The organism is Limnoraphis robusta BA-68 BA1 (genome assembly GCF_034932365.1).
GTDB classification, from domain to species: domain Bacteria; phylum Cyanobacteriota; class Cyanobacteriia; order Cyanobacteriales; family Microcoleaceae; genus Capilliphycus; species Capilliphycus robustus.
Genome location: NZ_JAYGHR010000006.1, coordinates 1 through 17,724 on the forward strand (window position 1 = coordinate 1; position 17,724 = coordinate 17,724).

Below are 17,724 nucleotides of genomic sequence, written 5' to 3' on the forward strand. Positions count from 1 at the left end.
ACAGGCGGTTGTTGGTGGATGTTACCCAGTTGCAGAACTGCGCCCAAACGTTGGCGCTTTCGCGCTGCTGTAAGGTAGTTGTCATGTTAGGTATGATTGCTATGTATTTTTCGAGGTTCGTCGGTAGGTGTTTGTTCCTGCCGTTATTACTATATTAATCGAATTTTGAGTTTTGTAAAGGAGTTTAACGAAAGTTTTTTTAATGTAAAGTATCAGGAAAACTAATCAAAACGCAAAAAAGCGTTAGAGTGTCTTTGGGGTAAGGATATTAGCCGATCGCATGGGGAAACGATCCCCTAAAGCCAAAACCGGATATCCTGAAGGCTGAAGACTAAGCGCAGAAAAGCAATTCAATCGTTACTTTTATTCATAAAGGTCATTCCCTGCAATGAGTGAAACAACACTGTCACTATTTTGGCAACTGGTGGGATGGGTATTTGCCCTAAATGCTGAGGCTTTCCGGGTCGTCAGCACAATTGGCCAAGGCTTAAGCATCGCCCTATTTATCGTCTTATTTGCGGGACTATCCCAAGCGATCGCCCAAAGCATTATCTTATTTATCAACCAAGTTCAGCCCATTCGGTATGTCTTCAGCCTGCTGATCAACGCCATTTTGTTTGTAGCGGGTTTTTTATTCTTGGTTTTCAGTACCTGGTTAATTACCCTCTTACCCGGATCAGTCAAAGTTAGCTTAATCACCTTGATCACCGTTTTAGGAATTAGCTACGCGCCCTTAGTCTTCAGCTTCTTAGGAACCTTGCCCTATCTCGGAGTTCCCCTACTCTCATTACTCTCGGTGTGGCATTTGCTAGCGATTGTAGTCGGGTTTGATGCGATTACTGGGATCGGAGTTGAGAAAGCCTTGGGTTATGTCGTCTTCGGGTGGATTATGTTGCAGGTCTTGCAACAAACGCTAGGACGCCCACTCGCGAACTTTGGTCGATGGTTAACGGATACTGTGGCTGGCGTCGATCTGTCCACTCGTCGTCAAGACGTTGCTCATATTGTTCAAACCCGCGCCCAAGAGTCCTCATCCGTTTGGCAAGAACAACTACGAGAACGAATTACAGAAATTCGACAACCCAACAATTTATCAGAATTCACCGCACAAACGACAGGAACAAAAAACAGACCCGTAAAATCGTCAACCTCAACAACAACAGCAACTCTTTCTCGACCTCCAGAAACAATAGAAAACCCTAAAACCCGGATCAACAGAACCCTAAACACGATTCTCGGCCTATTGGGAATGGCCCTGTTAACCTATGTGATCATCGTCTTTCTGAGGCCTGTGCGTGAATGGTGGTTTGGCTGGTACAGTAGTCTACCGACTGTGTTCAGGCTGACTTTCAAACTCTTCTGGATTGGTCTTGTTGCCCTGGTCGTCGCTGGAATACTCGCCCCCTTAGAAACCCTGGGTTGGTGGGCGGGTTGGTATGATGATCAAGTTGATACTATTGATAATGTAGGAGAACTCGCTGAACCTGTTGCTGATCCTAAAAACATCTCTCGCTACATTGTTTATTTGGATGGCATTGGTAAATCAAACTATGAATACTTACCCGATATTGAAGAATTTTTAAACACTTTAGCCCCAGCCTTACCGGATGATATTGCTCTAATTCGGGGAATCTTGCCCTATTCTGTTCTCAGTAAACCCCTTGATCAAGATAGACCTTTAGCTTTTTTCTGGAAACTCGCTGACCAAGCCAGAATTGCCAATCCCGCCAGTTTGCTGGGGTTATTAATTAATATCCGTAATGTTTTAATTGTCGGGGTTTCAGCCGATCAACGTTACGGGCCTCTCTATAATCAAGGAATTGCTCAAGTTGTCTACAACGGCTTAGTTAAAAACGGCTATCCGCTTAACAGCAGCATTCCCATTACCTTAATTGGTTATAGCGGTGGCGGTCAAATGTCTTGTGCTTGTGCTACCTTTTTAAAACGAGCCTTAAGCGCACCTATTGATGTGATTTCCTTGGGCGGTGTGATTAGTGGCAACTGTAATATTCTCAAACTCGAACACCTCTATCACCTCGTCGGAGACAAAGATGGAGTCGAACAAATAGGGCCTATCATGTTTCCCGGACGTTGGAAACTCCTTCTGTTATCCTATTGGAATCGAGCCAAACGACGGGGAAAAATCTCTATTTTCTCAATGGGGCCTGTCGGACATCAAGTTCCCGGTGGTATTCTTGACCCTAACGTGATTTTATCGGATGGTCGGAGTTCTCTCCAACAAACTATCGACTATATTAAAAAGATTGTACAAGGTGATTTACTTCCTCCCATAGATTTAAGTGCGGTTCAACCCAGCAATTATCAACTCTATCGCCAAGCTGATTTTAACCATCCTGATTACTATCCCATTGATCAAAGCGTTAATCCAAATCTCTACAAACCTATCGGGACTTGGATGGGACGGTTAATTTTACCAAAACTCGAAGAACGTCAACAGATCCGAGGGGTTTTATTTGAAGTTCATCATGGGGATGCTGACCATCAACATCTTATCGGACAAGTGGTTAAATTACGGTGGGTTGCTCATCGGGAAGTTCAAAAACGGGTTCAAGCGGTCACTCAAGATGTTCACTTCAGTGCTGATGCTGAATATACCAGCAAATATGGTGGACTGGTTCATCCTGTCCGTCTCAACCATTGGCAGCAAGTTGATCCGTTAGAATCTTTAGCAGGTTCTCATCCGGTTGATGATGTCATCGTCATGTTGGAGGGTGCAGTCAGCGTCGAAGAAAACCCCACAACCACTTCTAACTATCCGGTAACATTGGGAATTTATCACACTCCGATTCAAATTACTGGACGTTACTATGGTTTAATTCAATTTGTCGAACCCATTGCTGATACCGATCAATTTCGAGTCATTCACTTTAACCGGATTTCCCGTCAGTTTGACGGCCCTGAAGAACGGGTGCGTTTACCGCAAGTGGTTCTGGGGAAAGATTCTGCAAGTTATCCCTCTACAACCCATGACATTGAACGATCGCCTTTAAACGAAACAGGTTGGTATATCTATGGGGCTAAAGATAAAAATGGACAGTTTGTTGTTCAGTCCCTCGCTCCGCGATCTCTGTTGCGTCTGCAACCAGAGCAAGTAATATTTGGCAAAGCGGCTTCTCGCTACATTCGCTCACAGGCTTGGGATAATATTGTCGCGCAAAAAGGACGAATTTCTTCTGTATTGTGTTTAAATGGCGAGGATGAGTCTTCATCGGCGATTCAAAATGCAATTGATGCTTGGCAAGAAGGCGATCGCGCTCTTTTACTTCATACTTATGGGGGTATTGGGGGTAAAAACAAAGAACCTGCGGCATCTACGCCGATTTTCTTTGGACATTTTGCCTATGGGGTGGCGCAAGTGGTTCGTGATCCATTAGCCGATGAATTGCGCTTCGAGATTAGTTATCATCAGGTTTACACCCACAACCCCGATGGATTAATTGCCGGAACCCTACATTGGTCAAGGTATTTAGGCGATCGCCAATTCGGTTGGCTGGGAAGTCGTCCGGTTTGCGATATCTTGGTTAAACTGGATGCCTTTACCGGAGATTACGATTTTGAAGGTTTACAGCGATCGCCTCTAACAAGGATGTTGGCACAGTTGCAAGTAATGACTGCCCGTTATCGGATTGGAGATGGCACCGGAGGAACCTATGTTGGGCCTGCGAATAATTGCGCTCAAGACTCTAACCAAGCGTTATTTGCCAGTATTCAACAGACAAAAGCTATCATTCAATCGAATCAGGATTGGTTGCAAAATTGGGGAAGTGTTTATCCTCAACAAGCCGAACGTTTTGGACAGTTGATCAAGTTGGGCGCAGATCTCAAACGTGAACTGCAACCGTTTGGTAAACCTCGTCCCGACTGGGAGAATCAGGAGTATAATCTCGGCAGTACCTTAGAAGATGAACCCCTGAGAAATTTGGCGATGGGACTGGGGAGTTGGCGAACTTTGCTTCCCCGCAAAGCTAGTGATACGGTTGTTCAAATTTTCCTCAAGTACAACGCTTGCGTGTGGGTGCTACGAACCAATCAAGTTGGCGGATATGACCCGGATATTGAACCTGTTGCGCCGATGACGTTTTAGGGAACAGGTTACAGGGAAAAGGCTATCTTGCAAGAGGTGATGGGGTTACTTTTCACTTTTGACTGTCTCCTCTACTCCATGCACAGGAAAGCTAGATACATTAACCTATAGATGAAAATGCGTCCCGACAGATTTCTAAAAAACATGGTGAAACAGCTTACCTCGCCCTATTCTGCGACTTGGATTAGCAATCTGGCCGAAATCCCCAAATCTGAATGGGATACTTTGGCAATACCGTTAAAAACGCCTTTTTTTGAATGGGATTGGCTGCACAACATGGAAACCTCAGAAAGTGCAACCGGACATACGGGTTGGCTTCCGCATCATCTAACAGTCTGGCGTGATGGTCAACTGGTGGCTGCGGCGCCGTTATATATTAAAGGTCACAGTCGGGGTGAATTTGTTTTTGATCATCAATGGGCAGATTTAGCCTATCAGCTTGGGATTCAATATTATCCGAAAATGTTAGGAATGTCGCCGTTTACTCCGGCTGAAGGCTATCGATTTTTAATGGCACCAACGGAAGATGAAGAGGAATTGACGGCTTTTATGGTGCATGAAATTGATCAGTTTTGTATTCGTAATAATATTTCGGGGTGTAATTTTCTCTATGTTGATCCGCAGTGGAAAGCGTTAATGGAACGCCAGGGATTTACGGCTTGGTTACATCATAGCTATATTTGGACGAACCAAGGCTTTAATTCTTTTGATGACTATTTGCAGGTATTTAATGCCAATCAGCGTCGAAATATTAAACGAGAACGCAAAGCCATTGAGAAAGCGGGATTACAGTTAAAAACATTAACGGGAGATGAAATTCCAAAGTCTTTGTTTTCTTTAATGTATCATTTTTATGCGGATACTTGTGATAAGTTTGGCTGGTGGGGAAGCAAATATTTAACCCGAAATTTTTTTGAACAACTCCATCACGACTATCGCCATCGAGTGTTATTTGTTGGGGCTTATCGTGAACAAGATGAACGGGAACCGATGGGAATGTCATTTTGTTTGACTAAAGGTGATCGCTTGTATGGTCGCTATTGGGGAAGTTATCAAGAAATCGATTGTTTACATTTTAATGCCTGTTATTATACACCGATTGAATGGGCAATTCATAACGGGATTCAAACCTTCGATCCCGGTGCAGGTGGACGACACAAAAAACGTCGGGGTTTTCCGGCGATGGATAATCATAGTTTACATCGATTTTACGATAACCGTCTGAGTAAGATTTTAAAGTCTTATATCGACAAAGTGAATGCGATGGAAGAGCAAGAAATTGAGGATGTTAATCAAGATTTACCGTTCCGTCAGGAGGAGGAAAATCATTAGGATTTAGAATTTAGTGAGGGCGGGTTTATGTTGGTTGTTTGTGGGAAGAGATACATCTAGGCGGAACCCGCCCCTACAGCACTGGTGAGAGTTCACGGATCTAAAGGGGCTATTTCACCTCCCAAGTTGGGAGTCACTGGATTAGCCCCAGGTGTGTCTGAAGGCGGAGGAGACAATAAAAACGGGTTGGGGGGTGCGTCTGAACCTTCTGGGAAAGCGGGAAGCAGAGGATTTTCAGCATCCGGTGAACCGGGAGGAACTAAATTCGTGGGATTGCTTTGAGTGGGGAGTTCCGCCGAACTCGGTAAGGTAGCCAGGGCGACTCGTTCACCGCCAACTGCCCGCAACTTATCTAAGACTTGAACGACATCATTATACCGAGCATCTTTGGGTGCATATAATACCATTAATCCATTGGGATTCCAACGGCGAAATCGCACTAAAGCCCGATCTAATTGTTGATCATTAACGGCTTGCTGATCAATATAGGTTCTTCCCTGATCATCAATTCCGACAATCAACATTTTTTGGATCTGAGTTTCTCCAGTTGTCGCCTTGGGTAAATCGACATTAATCGCTTGCTGACGGGTTAACTGAAGGGCTGCCAAAATAAAAAAGGTCAGAATACAAAAGACCACATCAATCAAGGGCAGGAGTTCAATCCGAGCGTCATCGGGGGAAGAATCAAAATTCAATTTCATAGGTCGCTCTTGGCTGGGTTTGTAGAGAAGTGTGCTGAAAATTGTCAGAGAAGCAAGTCTCCGCTTTCAAAAAGTGGATCAAATTTTAGTTGATCCGATCTTCTTCTTCGTCGGGTTTTTCATCATCTTCTAGATGTTCAGAAGTTTCAACGGATTGAATTTCAGTATTTCTCTGAATTTCTGTGTTTCTATGATTCAAAGAACGTTCTTCTGATTCTTCGGATTTGTCTAGGTCGATTGTAGAAGCATGGCTGTTATTATTAAAAGCATGATTCCTGTCTGCTTCATACTCAAGTTGTGCTTCTTGATTGCGAATCACTTGTAACTGAGATTGCACCTGGGGCCAGTCTTGACGATAGAGTAACTCTAACTCATTACCAACTTTACGAAACACCTTAATCTGACTGAAAGAGAGTGCTTGAAATAAACGATAAAACGTTAAGCTGACAATTGCCACAATCAAACCGGTAGCGGTAGTAATTAACGCTTCGCCAATCCCCAAGGTTACATCCGAAGCTGAAGAAGTTCCAATATCACCCAAGCGAATCGAACCGAGTGAGTTAATCAAACCTAAAACCGTACCCAACAAGCCTAACATCGGAGATAAAGCAATGACCGCTTCTAAAATTTTGTCACCTCGTCGCATGGAAGCGAGTTCATCATCGGCGGCGGCTTCTAACGCCAGTCGAAACAACTCCGGATCTGGATTATTCAGGCGTAACGGGGCATACAGAAATCGACCAACGGGTCGGTTACTCGCCTGTCGGGTGGCTTGATAAGCGACTCCCCACTGTCCTCGACGGGCTGCATCCACAACTCTGTTGACAATTTGCTGTTCCCGAGTCAGGGTATTGGCCCAAAACCACAATCGTTCAATAATGGTACTAACAGATAAAATCGATAATACCAATAGCGGCCACATCGCGGGGCCACCTTTCGCAAAGATTTCTTGAATATCCATTGATTAGCACTCCTCTACAACAGGCTTAACCCCAAGTTTGAACTTTGTAACCGCAAACGAGATCCGACCAAAGCACTCTCAATTTTAATCGCTTGCCAGGGATTGACAAGTCTAAATCGGCGATGGTCAAATTTTCCAACAGTTCTAGAAAGGCTACCATTACTTGAACTCGGCAAAATTGGAAATCTTACGCTAAACTTTAACAGCATATCAGTTGATTATTTATAACTACACTTACTATCTTGACTGGTATAAATCCCGATGGGTTCTATGATCTAACCCCCAACCCGGATATTTTTCAGATCGAGGCAAATTTGCTGACGAACCTGGCGGGTGGGTTGCGGGGTTTAGAAGGCGATGACCGAATTATCGGATCGGAAGTTGCAGAAATCATTAACGGCAATCAAAATAACGATACAGTAGTTGGTAATCAAGGCAATGATACCTTATTTGGCGGAAAGGATTCTGATGTCTTAAGTGGAGAGGAGGGAGAAGATCAACTCTTGGGAAATTTGGGAGACGATCAACTCTTGGGGAACTCGGGGAATGATACCCTGTGGGGCGGAAAACAAAACGATATCTTGACGGGAGACGAAGGAAACGACTGGTTAAGCGGTGATTTCGGTCAAGATACTTTAAGCGGGGGTGAGGGAGAGGATATTTTTGTTTTGGCTCAAGATTTGAGTCGCACTAATATTACCACTTCTGATTTTATCGAAGATTTTGAGATCGGTTTGGATCAAATTGCCCTAACAGATAGTTTAACGGTTGAGAATTTGAGGTTAGAGACGGTTATGATTGGAGAAATTATCGCGACATTAATTGCAGTTGAAAGTACAGGCGAAGCTTTAGCAACGGTTTCGGGTGTCTCGCCCTCCCAATTGAATAACGAACAGTTTATTGTATTAGCAGATAACAATTCTATCACGACCGAAACCCTCAGTCCCACACCCATAGAGATCGAGGTTGAAGAATTACCCCAACCCTACGCCACCGAAAGCGCCAGCAACTCTCCCCAAGTGATTCCTATTCCTGAAAATCCCGTTTTAAAGGTTCCTGAAGGCTTCACGGTTAACGTGTTTGCGGAAAATTTAAACGACCCCCGATGGTTGGCGTTAACCCCAGATGGGGATGTCTTGGTAACGGAAACACCAGACAACCGTATTCGTCTGTTGCGGGATGAAGATGGCGACGGTGATGCGGATGTTTCTAAAACGTTTGCTGGACCGGAAAACGGGTTAAACTTGCCTTTTGGGATGGCGTTTAGCGAGGATGCTTTTTTTGTGGGAAATACAAATGCGGTGTTAAAGTTTCCCTACCGTATCGGTCAAGAACAACTCGAAGGCACCGGAGAAAAAATCACCGACTTACCCGGACAAGGTTACAATCAACATTGGACGAGGAATGTGGTGATTTCTCCCGACGGACAACAGCTTTATGTTTCGGTGGGTTCGGCTTCTAATGTAGACCCAGAACCTCTACCGAGGGCGTCAGTACAAACGATGAATTTAGATGGTTCTAATCAACAAACTTTTGCTTGGGGTTTACGAAACCCAGTTGGGTTAGATTTTCACCCCGTAACAGGTCAGTTGTTCACAACCGTAAATGAACGAGATGGACTGGGCGATAATTTGGTCCCCGACTATTTAGCAGGGTTGAATTTTGGCGAGTTTTATGGTTGGCCTTACGCTTATATTACCCCGAATAATATTGACCCTCGTCGGGAGGGAGAAAATCCCGATTTAGCCGCAAAAACCACAACGCCGGAAGTGTTATTTCAGTCTCATTCGGCGGCGTTAGGGTTACAATTTTATGATGGGGAAACGTTCCCCGAAAAATATCAAAATGGGGCGTTTGTCGCGTTTCGGGGAAGTTGGAACCGTGACCCTGGAACGGGTTATAAATTGGTGTTTGTTCCCTTTGATGAAAACGGTCAACCGACGGGAGAATATGAAGATTTTCTCACAGGTTTTTTGATTGATCCTTCTGTTCCGAAAACTTGGGGGCGCCCGGTGAGTGTGTTGACAATGCCGGATGGTAGTTTACTGTTTACCGAAGAAGCGAATGATCGCATTTATCGGGTTCAATATCAAAATTAGAACGCTCTAAAACCCGACCCTAACCCGATCTTTGAAGGAGAGAAATTTGGTAGGATCTATGTCTACAGAAACTCAAAACTTAAAGCAAAAAGCCGTTATTGTTGGTGGGGGGCCAGCAGGTTTTGCCACCGCATTAATGTTAGCAAAGCGGGGTTGGTCGGAAATTACCGTATTAGAAAAACGTCCCTCGGCTGATTTTTATGAACCGGATAAATCCTTTAATTATTTAATTGATGGTCGGGGGCAAAAATTTACTGATTTATTGGGTTTTACTGAAAAGTTATCAAAAATTGGTGTTCCCAATACCGAGTTTTACTTAACAGAAATCAAAGCGGATGGCACTTGTAAAACTTCAAAAGTACCCGTTGTAGACCCCAACCGAAAAACGGCTTATTGGTTGCCACGTCGAGCATTTTTGCAGTTGCTTTATCAAGAAATAGAGGAAAATTGGCAGGGTTGTATTCAGGTTTTATTCAATACAAAATGTGTAAAACTTGACTCAAGTGTTGAAGAAAATTTGGGGAAATCTAAACTAACCGTTTTTGCTCAAGAAATTAATAACGAAAAAGTTGTCACATTTGAAGCCAATCTCTTAGTTGGTTGTGATGGGATTAACTCTGTTGTTCGGGAAACTTTAGATCGCTGGGAAAACTCGGAAACAAATCAATTTAAAATGCAGTTGTTTCCCTCTGCAAGTTCGGGTTTGAAATACAAAGTTTTGACTCTATCGCCAAACTTTCCCCTCGATAATAATAAGTCTAAACGGGCAGTTTGTACAATGGCTTATGCGATTCGTTCGGCCTTTACAGACCCTCAGCGTTGCTTATCTCTGGGTATTTTACCTTTTGCTGACCCCAACGAACCGAGAACCGCAAATATTATCAGACCACCCGATCATCAAATTTGGAAAATACAAGACGGCGAACAGTTGTATACATTCCTAGAAACCGCTTTCCCCCAGTTGCCAATACCTGAAATTGTATCGCCCGAAGAAAGCGAACGTTTTGCAAAAAGTGAAGGTGGATTTTTTCCCGTCCCTCAATATTGTTCTGGGTTGCATTGGTTAGTATCGGCTAAAAATTATTCAAGTGGTGTGGTATTATTGGGGGATGCTGTGCATTGTTTTCCCCCGGATATTGGACAGGGGGTTAACTCGGCATTGGAGGATGTTTGTATTCTCAATCAAGCCCTATCTCAAAGTAATGATAGAATCTCCGATGCTTTGCCATTATATCAGTCTTGGCGTTCTCCCGATTTGAAACCTTTAATCCGTCTGGCTCAAACGGCTTTTCCCTGGCAATATAATCAAGATATTCTTCGGAAACGACTGTGGATGATTAACTTTTTGCTCCGGTTATTGTTGAGCCGAATTTTACCTTTTATTTTCAGCCCTCCCGCTTTTATTTTAATACAGAATCATCAACTCAGTTATCGTGAAATCTGGAATAGGACGGAAAAAACCACCAAAATTCTTTATCTATTGCTTGGGTTGATATTGGTGGGGAGTTTATTGATTTTATCTTTCGGCTATATCATAAATTAAACTAATCAATAACTGGGTTTAGCTTCTAAAGTTTCTATCAATACCCCAAAATTTACAAAACTTAACTCAAGAATAATTCTCAATAAGCAACGAGCTTGCGTTGTTTCAGCCTTTATGGTATTCTAATCTGTGAAAATAATTCCTGATTGGTGTGACCAATCAGGAATTTTGCTTGGGTATAACGCCTCAAACCCTTATTTTTCCGTTAGTTTATCCCGTCGCACCCCCCAAATTAACACCCTCATCTCAACCGACGACGCACCAATTTTTACCTCTCTCTTTTCACTAGCCTTGACAAAAATCTATAAATGTGCATACTCGCAGTCTGATTTGATAATTTCCGGAATATTTTGTCTGAAGTTTCGGGAATTCTCGATTCCGATGATGTAGGGCTTTTTAGCCAATTTGGGTATTTCTCTATTCATTCTAACCTTTAGGGGTGCAAAAGGCTAGCACCCGAAATAAATAGATTTCGCGGAATTGAAATCTGGTGTAAATTTACCCGTTTACAACATTAATCGAGGGGAACCAATGAACTCTTTTGCAACAGTAATGAATTTGCTGCGAGAAAGACAGCAATTTTTAGAAGATATTCGTCTGGGCGTTAAACTCAAGCCAAAACTTGTAAATTTATTCATTTCAAGCTCGGTTTTTTTTGGAATTTACGGTTTAATTATAGGTTCGTCGAGTAGCTTTTTACAAGCTCTTTTTTCGGCGATTAAGCTTCCCGCTCTTTATTTGCTTACCCTGATTATTTGTTTTCCAACGTTATATTTTTTCAATGTGATGTTTGGGTCTAAGCAAACCTTTGAACAGTATTTAACGCTATTAATGACAGCGATGGCTGAAATTAGTGTTTTACTTTTGGGGTTTGCGCCTGTCACGTTCTTTTTTATGTTGAGTACCCAAGATTATCAATTTTTTAAACTTCTCAATGTGGCAATTTTTGCTCTGACGGGATTTTTAGGGATAAAATTCTTTTATGATGGAATGCAATTTATGTCTGAAAAAGATGAAGAAGGTCATAAGCTGCGTTTAAATATTTTGCGCTTTTGGTTAATTCTCTATGCTTTTGTGGGGAGTCAACTGGGATGGACGTTAAGACCTTTTTTTGGTGCGCCGGGAGAACCTTTTCAACTGTTTAGAGAACAAGATAGTAACTTTTATGTGAATGTTTTAGAATCCTTAAGTCAACTCTTTCAATAAACATGAATTATGACTTCAATTGTTTGATATTTTCTGAAGAAGAACTGGATGAATTAACAGGTTTATCTCGGGAGAGTTTAACGGGTACTCTTTGTCAAAACAAGGGAATTAGACAAGCTGTTTTAAGGAAGATTTGGTGCGATCGCCAAAAACTATTTTCCTTCATTTCAACAGAAATAATCGCATTATTTCTCAGTCTAATTCTCGCTTTTCCTCTGACATTACTGCTACTCGATAGAACAATAACTCCTGATCTTCAAACAACCATCCAGTTTTTACTCAAAGCTATTGCTTTATCTTTTGTTCTCACTCTAGTTGTTAATTTAGGAGTTTGGTTGAAGTTAAAACCTCTGCGAAATGTCTTGCATTTAATGGATGAAGTGGAAAAATACAATGATACAGTCAAAGCGGTTGAAATTTTAGATCAGTTAAGGAGAACCGGAAACGTACAAGAAAATCTCGTTAACCGAGAAGAAGTCATTCAAGCCTTAAAAATTACTCGAGAGAGTTTAGAGAGTGCCTTTCAAACTGAACGAATACTTCGAGAACATCAAGACTTTATTGATCGCCGTTATGAATTATTCGCTCATTTAGAAAACAACTTAACCGCTTTAATGACCTTCAACATGACCAACCAAGCCAATGAATATGGAGAGTTACTCAATGAAGCCTTACAAATTGGGATCAGTGTTCATCGAGAAATCCAAAAAATGAAACGAAATTAAAAAAGACTCAAAAACTTTCTGTCTATGTCTTTGTGTCGAGCGTGTTTTTTTTCACCTACAAGCAAAAACAAGAGGCTTCAGCCTCCTGTTTAGTTTTTATGAGTTTTTATTAATTTGAGGGCTAACTTTCGCTGTAAAATTAGCTTTTGCGACTGATAACCTTCTTTCCGAAAACTACACCACCGAGAGTTAATAATCCTAACAGGGTTCCGGGTTCAGGAACTTCTTGAGGTTCAGGTTCATCAACGAATTGTTTGGAAGCAACAAATAAAGAGGCGTGAGATAAACCTTTTCCTTCGCCATTATTTTCGTTAACTTCAACGCCTAAAGTGTTGAAGAAACCTCCTGTAATGGCGCTATCAAGATTCTCGAAGTAGTAAGCACTCCAAGAGGTTGAAGATTTGAGGCTGAGAATAAATGGGCTTTCGAGTGCAGTGCTGAGACTCCAGTTTCCAGAGTTGCTACCGGGCGCAGTGATACCAAATGGACCTTTATTTCCGTCAGACTTTCCAGATAATTCCCAATCCCAAGAACCGATTTCTTCTCCAAACAAGTCACCACTCTCGAGTAGAGTTAACAAAGGATCACCTGCACCTGTATCATTCCCTTTATAACTACCTGCACATTTTGTGGCTCCGTAAACATTACCGAGTGCGTCTGTAGCGTTTACGGTACCTGCTTCACAACTTAAACTTCCTAAAGCTTGCTCTACGATTTCCTCATTTGCTAAAACGTTATCGTTATTCGGTTTATTGGGATTTGTATTCCCATTGTCTGACTTTGCTTGTGCGGGGGCGGCGATTGCTCCGATAACAACAATAGTAGCGAGTAATCCAGAAGTTAATAATTTGTAAGACATAGTTTTTATCTCCGTTTAACTGTCAATTGTTGACATAGACTGGTTGGGATTGGTTTGCTGTATCCCTTAGTGGGTCAAAGCCTTTTCTTCCCTAGTGTTAACTATATTACTTCTATTTTACGAGAACTGTCTAGTTTTTTTTGATACTTTTACGGTATCTTTACACCGAATTTATCAGAGATTTAATTTTACCTAAAACCTATGTAAAATTAGGGTTTACGGCTTCTTTAAAACACTTTTTAATCTCTATAAATTACATAAGTATTGAATGAATTGATTATTGAATATAGTCAAAGTCAGTAGAAATTCTGAGGATACAAAGTATTATTTATTACAACTGTACTTAAGTAGACTAGGAAAAGCCAAAAATAGCGATAAACAGATCCTTTGTCTATCCCCAGAATTTTCGGAGTCAATTTTGAAAAAATAGGTAGATTTGCTCTATATTTCAAACAAGTTCAAGGGGTTTTTTGATTAGCTGACCCCTAAGCCTGAGTCCTGAATTCTAAAAATCTGGACTGTGTTCTGTATCCCAACACTCTCCGTGCAACCAAATTCTTCCCGTTTTTTGGCAGTCGGCTTGATTTGTTAGCCAAGGAATAGATGTCGGCGCCACCATACCGGAAGGTGAACCCCATTTTAAAATAAGATAGATAGACATGGCGATGGTAAAGGCGAAGCTTCCCAAGGTAATCGCCATAACGAGAATATTCAAGGGAGTCCACAGGCGATGTTTGTGACGTTCAAGTTGGTTGCGTTGACCATTGCGACGTTCTCGACCGGCTAACAGGACCAAATAAAACTTTAAACCCGGAATGGGAACGGTTAGACGCAGGTTAACAGCATGATTATTTTGCCAGGGTTGAACCGTTCGGGCTGTTACCAACGCTTGAGTAATTGCCATCACTTGTTCTTCGTTTAAATTAGAATTGATAAGTGCCTGGGTAATCACAGCAGCCTGTTCTGGAGTCAAAACCGTAGAAACTTCCTGAGATAATCTCAGAACCTGTTTTCTATATTGATATTCTTCTTGCGGTTGGTCGGGTTCCATTGGGAATTAAATTTTAAAGACTACAAGATCTTTCTTATCAAAAAAGTTGGTGATTGAGAAGAAATTTAAGCTTTTAATTGTCAGATTTTGACTAAGGTTGACTCATCTTTTCTAAAGCCACTTGTAACGCTTGAGTCAAATTCTCCACCGCTTGACGCCGACTTGCTTTATAATCTGACCATCGTTGAGAAATAGAAATCGGTTTCCCGACTGTCATTTGCACTCGTCGTTTTCCTAAGTAGGGGGTTTTGCAGGGGTTTGCACCTTTGAGTCGGGCAATCATCGTCCAAACAATTGTAGTAATTTCTGCGAAACGCTCATAAGTAGGATTTTCCTGCACGTATTTCCCACTAACAGCAACAAAACTTTCAACTAATCTCATATGCCACATTCGTAGACTGGCTTCTTCTGCTATGCGATTGGCTAATCCTCGTTCGACAGGTGACAACGCTTCCACATCTTTGATATCTTCTCTATAAATATAATCCCATCCGGTTTGTTCGATGCGACGACAACGCTCTGTTAAACTGCCTTTGGGTTTAATCCCAAAGTAACTTTCTGCTACTTGTAAAGCAATATCTAACAGTCTTTGTAACCGCACGGGTAATTCTTCGCTACTCTCTTTGGGGATATGTTGATGGTAATATTGACGATAGAAATTCTCCATCAAATCTAACAAATAATTCCCTAAGTTAATCAGACGGGGATAGAGTGAACTGGGTGTCGCTTGAGAATTATAAGTCCTTAAACCACAGTCACTTTCCATTTCAGATAAAAGTTGGGCGAGTGCTTCCCAGTTATCTTTAATATAATGATATTGAATGCCTAATGGCACCATGAAAACTTCTTCTGTTCGGTTGGCTTTTTGCAGATCTTCGACACACCAAAACCCCAATTGTGCAATTCCGGGTTCTAGAGGACTAACCCGATAATTATGACCATTTGTGGCACCTTCGGGGGCGGCTGCTATTGGAAAACGACCATTTACAAATAAATCTCGGGCTGATCTTAACCCTTGACGATCTAGTTTTCCCCGTAATATTGAAGTTCCGCCCAATTTGGGAAATAACCAAGTTACATAGTTTCCCGCCCATAACGGAATACCCCGATCATACATAAAATGAGCATGAATGGGAGGTTTTAAAGAAATTCCTTGTTTTTTTGCCTGTTGGGGAATGTGACGCCAAAATAACTGAGAAATCGGTAAAGGATCGTCAGGGTTGGGATGACGAAAGGCTAACATAAACCGAATTTTTTCCTGTTGGAATTGTTGATAAAGTTCAACTAATTGTTCGACGTTTTCGGTTTGAATTTCGGTGATTGGGGTTCGGAAACGTATCCACCAAGGAAATACCCATTGGCAGACTTGCAAAACTCCGGGTTGAAAGTCTGGAGGGATAAATGCTAAGGGGGGTTGTATGTTAATCATTTCATTGGACATTTTTCGGTTTCTCTTGTTATTTGATTTACCCTATTCCTGTTCGGTCTTTTTGTATAGCCTGAAAAAGGGAACAGGGAATAGGGAACAGAGGTAAGATTTTTCGGCTTTTTATCTCTTTTGGGATTTCTGACAAATCATTCCTGATTGTTATCGCTGATTCTGTCTTACTTCCCAATACAAAACCGACTGAATATTCGATCTAAAACAGACTCGGTGACTTCTTCTCCGGTGACTTCTCCTAATGCTTGAATCGCTTCTCTTAAGTCTATTGTCCAAAAATCAAGAGGCAGTTCATTCTCTATTGTTGTTTTCATTTGGTCTAAGGCAATTTTAGCACGAGTAATCGCAGCAGCTTGACGTTGGTTGATGGCAATCTCTAAATTTGAGGCTTGCACGTTTCCCGCGTTAATTGTCGTTAAAATGGCTGTTTCTAATTCGGGAATTCCTTTGTTTAACGCTGCGGCTGTTTTGACTATTAACAATTCTTCTCGGTTGAGTTTGGATTGAACTTGCTGGAGTTTTGACTCTAATTCGTTCTCGGAAACTTGATCAATTTTATTCAGGATTAATATTAAGGGACGATCTTGAACCTGTTGATAAATTTCTTGATCACTGTCTGTCCATCCGGCTTCTGCATCTATGGTTAATAAGACTAAATCCGCAGATTTTGCCACCGATCGCGATCGCTCTATGCCGATTTTTTCGACTTGATCTTCTGAGTGACGAATTCCAGCCGTATCTAATACTTGCACGGGAATTCCACCTACCACTAATTGTGATTCTACAATATCCCGAGTTGTACCGGGAAGATTAGTCACAATGGCGCGATCGCTTTGACTCCACGCATTTAATAAACTTGATTTTCCCACATTTGGACGACCCACAATTGCCACCTTTAAACCACTTCTTAAACGCTCACCTTTTTCGGCAGTTTCTATTAGTATTGACAATTCCGCAGAAATATGGTTTACTTGTGATACAATGTCTGGAACGTTTAGTGGCGGTAGGTCTTCCTCGAAGTCGATCCGGGCTTCTATTTCGGCTAAAACATCCAAACAAGCCGCCCGAAATTGGCGAATGGGCGTGGCGAGTTTTCCCTGTAATCCCGCTAAAGCAGCTTGAGATGCCGCTTGAGATTGAGAACCGACCAATTCTGCCACACTTTCGGCTTGAGTCAAGTCTAGACGTCCATTGAGAAACGCCCGCAGTGTAAATTCTCCGGGTTGAGCGAGTCTGGCTCCGGCTTCCAAACAGAGTTGTAGCACCTGTTGAACGGGGATAATTCCGCCATGACAGTGAAATTCCACCACATCTTCGCGGGTATAAGAACGGGGTGCCAACATCAACAAGAGCAAGACTTCATCGATGATTTGTTGAGTTTGGGGATGGCGAATATAGCCGTAGAGAATGCGATGACTTTCCCAGCGTTGACGTCCGGGCGCATCAAACAACAGTTTAGCGATCGCTTGGGCTTGACATCCCGACAGACGCACAATACCAACGCTCCCCTGTTGAGGAACAATCGCTGTTGCGATCGCTGCAATTGTTTCACCGCCTGTCCGAATTTCAGACATGAGCCGCCCATTAAACAAATCTAGTCTTGATTTTACCAGCAAAGGTGAGATTATTGTTAAGCGAACCCGCCCCGACCTCAGAAAGAAACAATCACAAATCTAAAAACTTAATAGAATTGAAAACAGG

The 17,724-nt window shown here is 42.2% G+C and carries 13 protein-coding genes; 6 read left to right on the forward strand and 7 right to left on the reverse strand.

The window, feature by feature from the left end; all coding sequences use genetic code 11:
• The first annotated feature begins 388 nt into the window (after positions 1–388).
• Together VB836_RS04515 and VB836_RS04520 are read left to right on the forward strand one after the other, a co-directional pair.
• The gene (locus VB836_RS04515; protein WP_323218200.1) at positions 389–4,105 is read left to right on the forward strand and encodes a CAAX protease; all 3,717 of its coding nucleotides are present in this window, start codon (positions 389–391) and stop codon (positions 4,103–4,105) included.
• Between the two features lie 144 nt (positions 4,106–4,249).
• The gene (locus VB836_RS04520) at positions 4,250–5,437 is read left to right on the forward strand and encodes a GNAT family N-acetyltransferase (RefSeq protein ID WP_323218305.1); all 1,188 of its coding nucleotides are present in this window, start codon (positions 4,250–4,252) and stop codon (positions 5,435–5,437) included.
• 92 nt (positions 5,438–5,529) lie between these two features.
• On the opposite strand, the gene VB836_RS04525 is transcribed toward VB836_RS04520, so the two are convergent.
• From VB836_RS04525 to VB836_RS04535, 3 genes are all read right to left on the reverse strand, one after another.
• Entirely contained in the window at positions 5,530–6,138 is a 609-nt protein-coding gene (locus tag VB836_RS04525; RefSeq protein ID WP_323218202.1) for an ExbD/TolR family protein, read from the reverse strand.
• An 85-nt stretch (positions 6,139–6,223) separates the two neighbouring features.
• Positions 6,224–7,099 (reverse strand): MotA/TolQ/ExbB proton channel family protein, encoded by an 876-nt coding sequence (locus VB836_RS04530; protein WP_323218203.1) that lies wholly within the window; start codon positions 7,097–7,099, stop codon positions 6,224–6,226.
• A 14-nt stretch (positions 7,100–7,113) separates the two neighbouring features.
• Positions 7,114–7,308 (reverse strand): hypothetical protein, encoded by a 195-nt coding sequence (locus VB836_RS04535; RefSeq protein WP_323218205.1) that lies wholly within the window; start codon positions 7,306–7,308, stop codon positions 7,114–7,116.
• 33 nt (positions 7,309–7,341) lie between these two features.
• On the opposite strand from VB836_RS04535, the gene VB836_RS04540 reads away from it, so the two are divergent.
• The 4 genes from VB836_RS04540 to VB836_RS04555 all read left to right on the forward strand — a co-directional run bounded on the left by VB836_RS04540 (position 7,342) and on the right by VB836_RS04555 (position 12,672).
• Entirely contained in the window at positions 7,342–9,198 is a 1,857-nt protein-coding gene (locus VB836_RS04540) for a PQQ-dependent sugar dehydrogenase (protein WP_323218206.1), read from the forward strand.
• Between the two features lie 58 nt (positions 9,199–9,256).
• A complete protein-coding gene (locus VB836_RS04545; protein ID WP_046280580.1) occupies positions 9,257–10,741 on the forward strand; it encodes an FAD-dependent oxidoreductase in 1,485 nt (494 codons plus the stop codon).
• A 531-nt stretch (positions 10,742–11,272) separates the two neighbouring features.
• Entirely contained in the window at positions 11,273–11,947 is a 675-nt protein-coding gene (locus VB836_RS04550) for an actin-binding WH2 domain-containing protein (protein ID WP_323218207.1), read from the forward strand.
• A gap of 2 nt (positions 11,948–11,949) precedes the next feature.
• Positions 11,950–12,672 (forward strand): hypothetical protein, encoded by a 723-nt coding sequence (locus VB836_RS04555; RefSeq protein WP_323218208.1) that lies wholly within the window; start codon positions 11,950–11,952, stop codon positions 12,670–12,672.
• Between the two features lie 139 nt (positions 12,673–12,811).
• Here VB836_RS04555 and VB836_RS04560 read toward each other — a convergent pair whose 3' ends face one another.
• The 4 genes from VB836_RS04560 to mnmE all read right to left on the reverse strand — a co-directional run bounded on the left by VB836_RS04560 (position 12,812) and on the right by mnmE (position 17,597).
• Positions 12,812–13,531 carry a PEP-CTERM sorting domain-containing protein gene (locus VB836_RS04560; protein ID WP_323218209.1) on the reverse strand — a complete coding sequence of 240 codons (720 nt, stop codon included), beginning with the start codon at positions 13,529–13,531 and terminating at the stop codon, positions 12,812–12,814.
• A gap of 505 nt (positions 13,532–14,036) precedes the next feature.
• Positions 14,037–14,582 carry a hypothetical protein gene (locus VB836_RS04565; protein WP_323218211.1) on the reverse strand — a complete coding sequence of 182 codons (546 nt, stop codon included), beginning with the start codon at positions 14,580–14,582 and terminating at the stop codon, positions 14,037–14,039.
• Between the two features lie 91 nt (positions 14,583–14,673).
• Positions 14,674–16,023 carry a lysophospholipid acyltransferase family protein gene (locus VB836_RS04570; RefSeq protein WP_323218212.1) on the reverse strand — a complete coding sequence of 450 codons (1,350 nt, stop codon included), beginning with the start codon at positions 16,021–16,023 and terminating at the stop codon, positions 14,674–14,676.
• Between the two features lie 164 nt (positions 16,024–16,187).
• Positions 16,188–17,597: a tRNA uridine-5-carboxymethylaminomethyl(34) synthesis GTPase MnmE gene (gene mnmE / locus VB836_RS04575; protein WP_323218213.1), complete on the reverse strand. Its 1,410-nt coding sequence runs from the start codon at positions 17,595–17,597 to the stop codon at positions 16,188–16,190.
• Between the last annotated feature and the right edge of the window lie 127 nt (positions 17,598–17,724).

Bases quoted from the DNA above. Each gene is read 5' to 3' on its own strand.
- VB836_RS04515 (WP_323218200.1), top strand. From the start codon at position 389: ATGAGTGAAACAACACTGTCACTATTTTGGCAACTGGTGGGATGGGTA.
- VB836_RS04520 (WP_323218305.1), top strand. From the start codon at position 4,250: ATGGTGAAACAGCTTACCTCGCCCTATTCTGCGACTTGGATTAGCAAT.
- VB836_RS04525 (WP_323218202.1), bottom strand. From the start codon at position 6,138: ATGAAATTGAATTTTGATTCTTCCCCCGATGACGCTCGGATTGAACTC.
- VB836_RS04530 (WP_323218203.1), bottom strand. From the start codon at position 7,099: ATGGATATTCAAGAAATCTTTGCGAAAGGTGGCCCCGCGATGTGGCCG.
- VB836_RS04535 (WP_323218205.1), bottom strand. From the start codon at position 7,308: ATGCTGTTAAAGTTTAGCGTAAGATTTCCAATTTTGCCGAGTTCAAGT.
- VB836_RS04545 (WP_046280580.1), top strand. From the start codon at position 9,257: ATGTCTACAGAAACTCAAAACTTAAAGCAAAAAGCCGTTATTGTTGGT.
- VB836_RS04550 (WP_323218207.1), top strand. From the start codon at position 11,273: ATGAACTCTTTTGCAACAGTAATGAATTTGCTGCGAGAAAGACAGCAA.
- VB836_RS04555 (WP_323218208.1), top strand. From the start codon at position 11,950: ATGAATTATGACTTCAATTGTTTGATATTTTCTGAAGAAGAACTGGAT.
- VB836_RS04560 (WP_323218209.1), bottom strand. From the start codon at position 13,531: ATGTCTTACAAATTATTAACTTCTGGATTACTCGCTACTATTGTTGTT.
- VB836_RS04565 (WP_323218211.1), bottom strand. From the start codon at position 14,582: ATGGAACCCGACCAACCGCAAGAAGAATATCAATATAGAAAACAGGTT.
- VB836_RS04570 (WP_323218212.1), bottom strand. From the start codon at position 16,023: ATGTCCAATGAAATGATTAACATACAACCCCCCTTAGCATTTATCCCT.
- mnmE (WP_323218213.1), bottom strand. From the start codon at position 17,597: ATGTCTGAAATTCGGACAGGCGGTGAAACAATTGCAGCGATCGCAACA.